The 7,423-nt window shown below is 67.1% G+C and carries 6 protein-coding genes; 1 reads left to right on the top strand and 5 read right to left on the bottom strand.

The genetic code is table 11. From position 1 onward, the window contains the following. The coding region (locus tag ID132_RS01715) for an ExeM/NucH family extracellular endonuclease (protein ID WP_235988217.1) at window positions 1–3,223 on the bottom strand (3,223 nt) is incomplete at its 3' end. Window positions 3,224–3,276: 53 nt separating this feature from the next. Further along, window positions 3,277–3,786, bottom strand: coding sequence for an amino-acid N-acetyltransferase (locus tag ID132_RS01710; RefSeq protein ID WP_125107685.1), 510 nt, complete (start codon window positions 3,784–3,786; stop codon window positions 3,277–3,279). Between the two features lie 55 nt (window positions 3,787–3,841). Here ID132_RS01710 and ID132_RS01705 point away from each other — a divergent pair, with 55 nt between their 5' ends. Continuing rightward, window positions 3,842–4,795 (top strand): Ppx/GppA phosphatase family protein, encoded by a 954-nt coding sequence (locus ID132_RS01705; RefSeq protein ID WP_193127706.1) that lies wholly within the window; start codon window positions 3,842–3,844, stop codon window positions 4,793–4,795. 245 nt (window positions 4,796–5,040) lie between these two features. Here the strand turns inward: ID132_RS01705 and ID132_RS01700 are convergent, their stop codons facing one another. From ID132_RS01700 to ID132_RS15075, 3 genes are all read right to left on the bottom strand, one after another. Further along, window positions 5,041–6,345 (bottom strand): MFS transporter, encoded by a 1,305-nt coding sequence (locus tag ID132_RS01700; RefSeq protein WP_193127705.1) that lies wholly within the window; start codon window positions 6,343–6,345, stop codon window positions 5,041–5,043. A gap of 254 nt (window positions 6,346–6,599) precedes the next feature. Further along, window positions 6,600–7,037 carry a DUF7927 domain-containing protein gene (locus tag ID132_RS01695; protein WP_125107683.1) on the bottom strand — a complete coding sequence of 146 codons (438 nt, stop codon included), beginning with the start codon at window positions 7,035–7,037 and terminating at the stop codon, window positions 6,600–6,602. Window positions 7,038–7,077: 40 nt separating this feature from the next. Beyond that, the gene (locus ID132_RS15075) at window positions 7,078–7,251 is read right to left on the bottom strand and encodes an IS3 family transposase (protein WP_193127734.1); all 174 of its coding nucleotides are present in this window, start codon (window positions 7,249–7,251) and stop codon (window positions 7,078–7,080) included. Between the last annotated feature and the right edge of the window lie 172 nt (window positions 7,252–7,423).

The following is a 7,423-nucleotide window of genomic DNA, read 5'->3' as shown; positions in this document are numbered from 1 at the left end:
GTCGCGAGCTGGCCGCCCGCGTTGTTCGTGCCGTCGGCCGGGATGCTCGTCGCAGTCGCGGTCGCGGCGGCGGTGTCGCTCGGGTCGCTGGTCGCGGTCGCCGACGCGGTCGCGGTGCCGTCGGTCGCTGCGGCGCCCTCGCCCNCGTGAAGGTCACGGTCGCCGACAGCTCGCCCTGCGTCGCGATGATCGTGTACGAACCGGCCGGCCAGGGCAGGTTGTCCTCGACGACCCCACCGGTCTCCGGGTCAACCGTCTGGTAGGTCAGCTGACCGCTGATCATGCCATCGGCATCGGCCGTGAGCGACTCAACGTTCTGCGGCTCGCCACCGTCGATCGAGATCGCGATGTTCACCGAGGCGTTCGCGGCGAAGTTCACGCCGACGTACTTCACGCCCGCGGCCGACTCGGCANCGAGCTGGGGCTCCTGCGACTCGGTCTGCGAGGCGGTCGGCTCCGGGGTCTCGGTCGCGGGGGTCGTCGGCGCAGTGGTCTCGGTCGGCTCCGGCGACTCGGTCGGCTCCGGCGTCTCCACCGGCGTCGTCGACATGCCCACGATGATCGGGTTGTGGTCGGATGCGCGGTACGGGCTCTCGTCGTAGAAGTTCGTGACGTTCGCGTTGAAGCGGCTGTACTCGAGGGCGATCGGCTCGTAGGCGTTGATCGTCCAGATGTCCGAACCGTTCATCTGCTCGGCCGCGGCAGGAGAGAGCAGGATGTGGTCGAGCGAGCCGACCGTACCGATCTTGCCGCCGGTCGCGAGCTCCGAGGTGTAGAGGTAGCTGTACTCCGAGCCGTCGGATGCGACCGGCACGTAGCCCGCGTCGGTCAGCGTCGTCACCGGCGCCTCCATCGAGTACGAGTTGAGGTCACCCGTGATGAACAGGAGGTCGGTCGACTGCTCGGCCTGCTGCGCATCCGCGAACTCGAGCAGCGCCTGGGCCTGGCGCACGCGGTCGCCGTTCCAGCCGCCGGTCGCCGACGCCGGGTTGCCGTCGTCGGTGTTCGCGTTGTCGCCCTCGCCCGAGCCACCCTTCGACTTGAAGTGGTTCGCGATGACGACGAAGTGCTCGTCCTCGTTTGCCACGGGGGCGAAGGTCGCGGCGAGCGGCGCGCGGGCGTTCACGAACGCGCTGTCGTCGAGAATCTCGGTCGAGCCATCGACGTAGCTGACCTCAGCATCCTGGTAGATGAACGCGGTGCGGATCACGTCGTCGCCATTCGCGGGCACCGTGTCGGGCGAGGCCACGTACGACCACTTGTCGCTGCCGGCGGCGGCGTTGAGCTCGTCGACGAGGTTGGCGAGGGCCGCGTCGCGGTCCTGACCGAAGTCGCTCGAGTCTTCGATCTCCTCGAGGGCGATGACGGATGCGTCGAGCGCGTTGATCGCGTTCACGATCTTCACCTGCTGGCGCTCGAAGTTCTCGGTGTCGTAGGCGCCGCGGACCGTGCAGTTGTTCGCGGTCGTCGGGTTGCCCTCGCGGTCGGTGTAGTAGGCGCAGCCGTCCTCGTCGGTGCCGAGGGTCGTGAAGTAGTTGAGCACGTTGAACGAGGCAACCGAGTAGTCCGAACCCGAGAAGTCGACCGGCGCATCCTCACGCACCTCGCTGAAGCTCACCGGCGCGTTCTCGGCGCCGACGACCTGCTGCTGCGGCTGGAAGCGCCACATGTCGAAGCCGTACGAGACGATCATCGGCTGGTCGAAGCTTGCGGTGGCGCCGACCGTGACCGGCGTCTGCAGGCTGAGGTAGGGCACCGGCGAGTTCTTCGCGGTGGCGTTGCGCTGGTAGTTCCAGCTCGCGCCGTCGTCGAGCAGCACGGCGCGGGCCGTGTTCTCGTCGACCTGCGCCTGCGCCTCGGCCGAGCCGGGGGCGCCGACCTCGGTCGCGTTGACGAGCGGCCCCTCGCCGAACGCGAGCCCAACCTCGCCGTAGCTGTTGAGTGAGTAGTTGTCGGTCACCGTGTAGGTGCCCTGCGGCGCGACGAGCATGCCCTCGTAGAGCTCGCGCTCGTCCTCGGTCGTTGGCCACGCGGCGAGCTCGAGCGGCTCAACCGTGCCGAGCGCGTCGACCGCGGTGATGCTCGGCTGCACGAGCTGCGTGAGGCCGTAGTACTCGTCCGGAGTACCCGTGACCTGCACCGAGTCGCCGATCGCGACGGTCGGCGCGCTGCTCGTGTAGACGAAGATGCCGTTCGAGGCGTCGTCGGCCTGCTCGACCGGCTGGCCCGCAGCATCCGTCGTCGGGGTCTGCAGGTAGAAGCCGTTGAGGCCGCCGGTGGTGTACGAGGCGGTCACGACGCCGCAGGTGGTGACGGCCTGGTCGGTCGGCAGCGGGGTGGATGCGCCGGCGCCCTGGATTTCCGAGATCGCGACGTCGCACTCGGCCGGCTCAGTGGGCTCGGTCGGGTCGGTGGGCTCTGTGGTTTCGTCGCTCGCGTTGAGGGCGCCCGGGGTCGGCTCGGCGGCGATGAAGTCGGCGCTGTTGTCGTCGGTGTCGACACCGTCGGGGATGCGCTGGGCCGAGGTCGAGTTGCTCAGGCCGGGTGCGGCGGCGGTCTCGTAGGCGTTGCCGCCGACCGTGCCGAATCCGACGAGGTCGACGATGGCGCCCGAGGCGTCGGTGAGGTTCATGGCCGCGCTCGAGGCGCCGAGCCCGAAGTTGCCCTCGACGTCGACGGGGACGTCAGCGGCCGAGGTGTTGCTGCCGTAGGCGCCGCCGACGACGAGCGTGGCGCCCGGCTCGATGGTCGTGCCCGCGGGGATCTCGACGACGTCACCCTGCGGGTTACCCGAACCCGAGTAGCGGACGACCTGGTAGCCGCCGAGGTCGATGGCAGCGTCGGTGGGGTTGTAGAGCTCAACGAAGTCGCGGTTGTAGGGGGCGCCGCTGTTGCCGCCACCGCCGTAAACCTCGTTGATGACGACGGTCGAGCCGTCGGCCGCGGCGGATGCGGGGTCGGGCTGGCTGAGCGAGGCGACGGCGCCCGCTCCCAGCACGACCGCGAGCGCCGCAGCACCGAGCTGCTTGATCGAGATGCGCACGAACAGATTCCTCACTGTAGAAAGACGAAACTGCTCGAAAGCGTATGGTCCTGCGGCAACGAATCGGTAACGGCCCAGGTAGCCGGATGCTGAACTACAGATGTCGTGCGGGTGACGGCGGGTGCGTGGCCGCGCTCCGCGGCTCGGAGGCGACGCGCGCACCACCCCGGCCCCGCGCATCCTCGCCGCCCCAGCCCTGCCCACAACCCGAGGCGGCCAAAGCCCGACGCGCCCTACGCCCGCGCCATCTCCAGCAGCATCCGAGTGTTGCCGAGCGTATTCGGCTTGACCCAGGGCAGGTCGAGGAACTCGGCCGTTCCGGCATCGGGCGAGTGAAGGATCTCCTTATAGACGTCGTGGTCAACGACGTGCTCGCCGACGGCTTCGAAACCGTGGCGCCCAAAGAACTTCGTCTCAAACGTGAGGCAGAACAGCCGCGACAGCCCGAGCACGTGCGCGCGCTCGATCAACCCCTCGAGCATCGTGTGGCCAACGCCCATGCCGCGCACCTCGGGAGTGGTGGCGATCGAGCGCACCTCCCCCAGGTCGCGCCACAGCACGTGCAGGGCGCCGCAGCCGACGATCTTGCCGTCAAGTTCAGCGACGAGGAATTCCTGCACGGCCTCGTACAGCACGACGAGGTCCTTTCGCAGCAAGAGGTTGGTGACCATCATCGGTTCCAAGACGTTGCGAATCGCGACCACGTCATCCGTGCGCGCCTGACGCACCACCAAGTTCTGCATCCGTCCATGGTAGTTCGGGCGCCGGGCCCGCGCGGCGGCGCCGTACACTGTGGGAATGCGACTGGGCGTACTCGATGTCGGTTCCAATACGGTCCACCTGTTGGTGGTCGACGCGCATCCTGGCGCCCGGCCCGTGCACAAGACCTCGACGAAGTCGGTGCTGCGGCTGATGAAGTACCTCGAGCCCGACGGCTCGATCTCGGACGAGGGCGTCGAGCACATCATGCAGACGATGCACGCCGCCGCTGAGCACATCGCCTCGGCGAACCTCGACGAGCTGCTGCCGATGGCGACGAGCGCGCTGCGCGACGCGACGAACGGAGCGAAGCTGCTTAAGCGCATCCGCAAGGAGTGCGGCATCGACCTGCAGGTCATGTCGGGCAAGGATGAGGCGCGCGTCACTTTCCTCGCCGTGCGCCGGTGGTTCGGCTGGAACGCCGGGCGCATCCAACTCGTCGACATCGGCGGCGGATCGCTCGAGCTCGCGATCGGTAGCGACGAGCTGCCCGAGTTCGCGATGTCGCTGCCGCTCGGCGCGGGCCGCATGACAAAGACCTATCTCACTGACGATCCGCCGACCGAGCGCGAGCTCGAGGATCTTCAGACGTACATCGACGACGTGTTGCCGGATGCGGTGAGCAAGTTCACCGAGCTGCGCCAGCCCGATCAGGTGGTTGGGTCGTCGAAGACGATTCGTTCGCTCGCGCGGCTCGCGGGGTCACAGAGCGAGGGGATGGGCGGCAACGCCATGACGTTCCTGTACCGCTGGCAGCTTGAGGACTGGCTGCCGCGCCTCGCCAAGCTGCCGTCGGAGTCGCGGCATGCCTTGCCCGGCATCACGCAGGATCGCGCCTTCCAGATCGTCGGCGGCGGCACCGTGTTGCTCTCGGTGATGCGCGCGCTCGAGATCGAGCGCCTCGACGTGTCGCCCTGGGCCATGCGCGAGGGCGTGCTGCTCGACTACCTCGACCGGCTGCCGCACGGCGTGCGCGCCAAGCGCAAGAAGTAGGGGGCGGGCGGGGCTCGACCTCGCCGCAAAGTGTCCCCGTTGTCCCAAAAATCGCGCGAGAAGTGGGACTTCGGGGACACTCGGTCGTGCGGCGAGGCAAGTACGAGGCCGGATGCGCGGGGTCGCCCTGAGCGGGCAGCCGCCAGTTTCCGCGGTCTAGTGTCCCCGACATCCCAGATTTCGCGCGAAAAGTGGGATTTCCGGGACACTCAACGTGGGGTGGGCACCACGCGTGCCCGTCCACATCACCGCCGCCGCGGCTTCGGGATGTACTTCGGGATATACCGCCACAACAGCCACGCCCCGAACAGCCCGAGCACGCCGAAGAAGCCCGAGGTCACGGCGATCCCGGCAAACGCGTGCAGCCCCGACACGACAAACGGCACGGTCGAGCTCGCGCCGTCGGTGACGGTGCGCCATGCCGCCAAGAACGGCGCCGGATGCTCGCGGTCGGCGAGGTCGGCGGCGAGCGTCATGACGATGCCCGACCCCACGCCGTTCGCGACCCCGAGCCAGAGGGTAATCACGACGAACCACGTAGCCGACGCATCCAGGTCGTGCGTGAACGCGAGCACCGCGAAGCCAAGGCCCATGCCGAGCAGGGCGGGCACGCCGCTGGCCGAGCGGCCGAAGCGGTCCATGATCCACCCTGACGTGAAAAACAGCGCGAAGTCGATCGCGCCCGCGATGCCGATGATCAGCGTCGTGAACGCGTCGTCAAGCCCGATCGACAGGCCCCACAGCGGCAGCAGTACCTGTCGGCTCGAGCGCATCATCATCAAGATTCCGGCACCGGTGCCGAGCCGCAGCAGCACATCGCCGCGCCGTCGGAACGTCTGCGCGATCGACTCGCGCCCGCGCGACGAGCCAGAACCAGCCACAACATCCTTCGCCACGGGAATCGCCCCGGTCGGCGCATCCCCGCCCGCGTCGTACACCTCTGCCGAATCGCGCGGCGCACGCGACACCTTCTCGACGTCGGGCAGCACCGCCACGGCAATCGCCGCGAGCGCCGAGCACACGATGAACACCCAGAAGTTCGTCTGCGCATCACCGGTCGCGGTGATCATCCACGTCGCGATGAACGGCCCGACGAACATGCCCGAGCGGAACACCCCGCCGAGCGTCGACATCGACCGCGCCCGGTACTGGAACGGCACGTACGTGCTCAAGAACGCCTGCCGCGCGAGCGCAAACGTCGCCGTCATGAGCCCCTGCACGAGCACGCCGGCGAGCAGCATCCACGCGTTCACCGCGAACACCGAGATCAGTGCGCCGACGATCGTCGCGAACGCAGAAAACACCATCGCGCGCCGCTCGCCGAAGCGACTCACGACGGCCCCGGCGGGCAAGTTACCGACCGCCTGGCCGATGAGCAGTGAACCGGCGATGAACCCCGCGAAACCGAGATCGGCACCGAGCGATGTCGCGACCGCCGGGATCACCGGCACAATCGCGCCCTGCCCGACCGAATAGATGAACGTCGGCAGCAAGGCGATGATGAGGATGCGCCACAGGGGAGGTTGGGTGCCGTTCGTCTCTTTCGCCATGCTGCCTTTCGTCGTCGCGTACGCCTTGCACGCTACTCCCTCTTGGTCGCGGCCCGCCTTCTGCGCCCCGGCAGCCCTCGCCGGCGGAGCATCACACCCCTGAATCGCAGGTCGACGTCGGTTCATCGTCGATGAAATTCGAGACACCCAGCGCTTCATTGGCCTGTTGTCTACGTAAACGGAGAGTGGGAGAGCAACTTGGTTGCTCTCCCACCCTCTCAGCTACGCGTCGTGGTTACGCGCTATCGCGATACCTAAACGTTCCGCCGTTTGTTTGCAAACCAGATGAGGCCGGATGCGATGAGCAATCCTGCGCTCAGCAAGCCGAGCGCGATCAGGTCGTCAGCACCGCTGTGCGCAAGCTTGGGCGTGTCCGATTCTTCCTGAGCCGTGGGAATAGGCGTCGGCGTAACGGGCGCTGTCGGCGTGTTGTGCGTGGTCTCACCCGGAGGCGGCGTAATCGGCGGAACATCCTCACCCGGAGGCGTCGCTTCCGACGTCGCATGGTTCTTGAACTCCACACCCCACGCATCCGAATTGACCTTCACCTGATACGTGACCGTCACCGTCTGACCAGCAGGAACATTGCCCTCCCACGTCAACGACGAACCATCCAACACCGGCGCCGCAACATCCGCGTCACCAACCTTCGCCGACAACGACCCATCAACAATCTCCGCATGCGCAAACACATCTGAATTGGCCTGGTTTGAGTTCCGATCTGGTTTCCTGTCAGCCGGTTGGTGACAGAAGCGTCTCGGTTCCAGCGTAGTAGGCCTGTTCAACCTCGATCGGGGTGCGCATGTCGAGTTCCCCGTGGAGCCGTTCGTGGTTCCACCACCACACGTATTCGAGCGTTGCGAGTTCGACCTGCTCAACCGTCCGCCAGGGGCCTTGCTGACGGATCAGTNGAGGTTGTTGACCGCCTCGGCCATCGCGTTATCAAAGCTGTCGCCAACAGTTCCGGTCGACGGGACAGCGCCCAGCTCTTGGATACGGTCGGTGTAGACCATGGCCGTGTAGTTCGACCCGTGATCAGCGTGATGGATGAGCCCATCGAGCCTTCGGGTCCAGCAGG

It is taken from the genome of Gulosibacter sediminis (assembly GCF_014904065.1).
Taxonomy (GTDB): domain Bacteria; phylum Actinomycetota; class Actinomycetes; order Actinomycetales; family Microbacteriaceae; genus Gulosibacter; species Gulosibacter sediminis.
The sequence above is the reverse complement of the archived record's forward strand: the minus strand, read 5'-3'. Positions and strand labels throughout refer to the sequence as shown.

Bases quoted from the DNA above. Each gene is read 5' to 3' on its own strand.
- ID132_RS01705 (WP_193127706.1), top strand. From the start codon at position 3,842: ATGCGACTGGGCGTACTCGATGTCGGTTCCAATACGGTCCACCTGTTG.
- ID132_RS01700 (WP_193127705.1), bottom strand. From the start codon at position 6,345: ATGGCGAAAGAGACGAACGGCACCCAACCTCCCCTGTGGCGCATCCTC.
- ID132_RS01710 (WP_125107685.1), bottom strand. From the start codon at position 3,786: ATGCAGAACTTGGTGGTGCGTCAGGCGCGCACGGATGACGTGGTCGCG.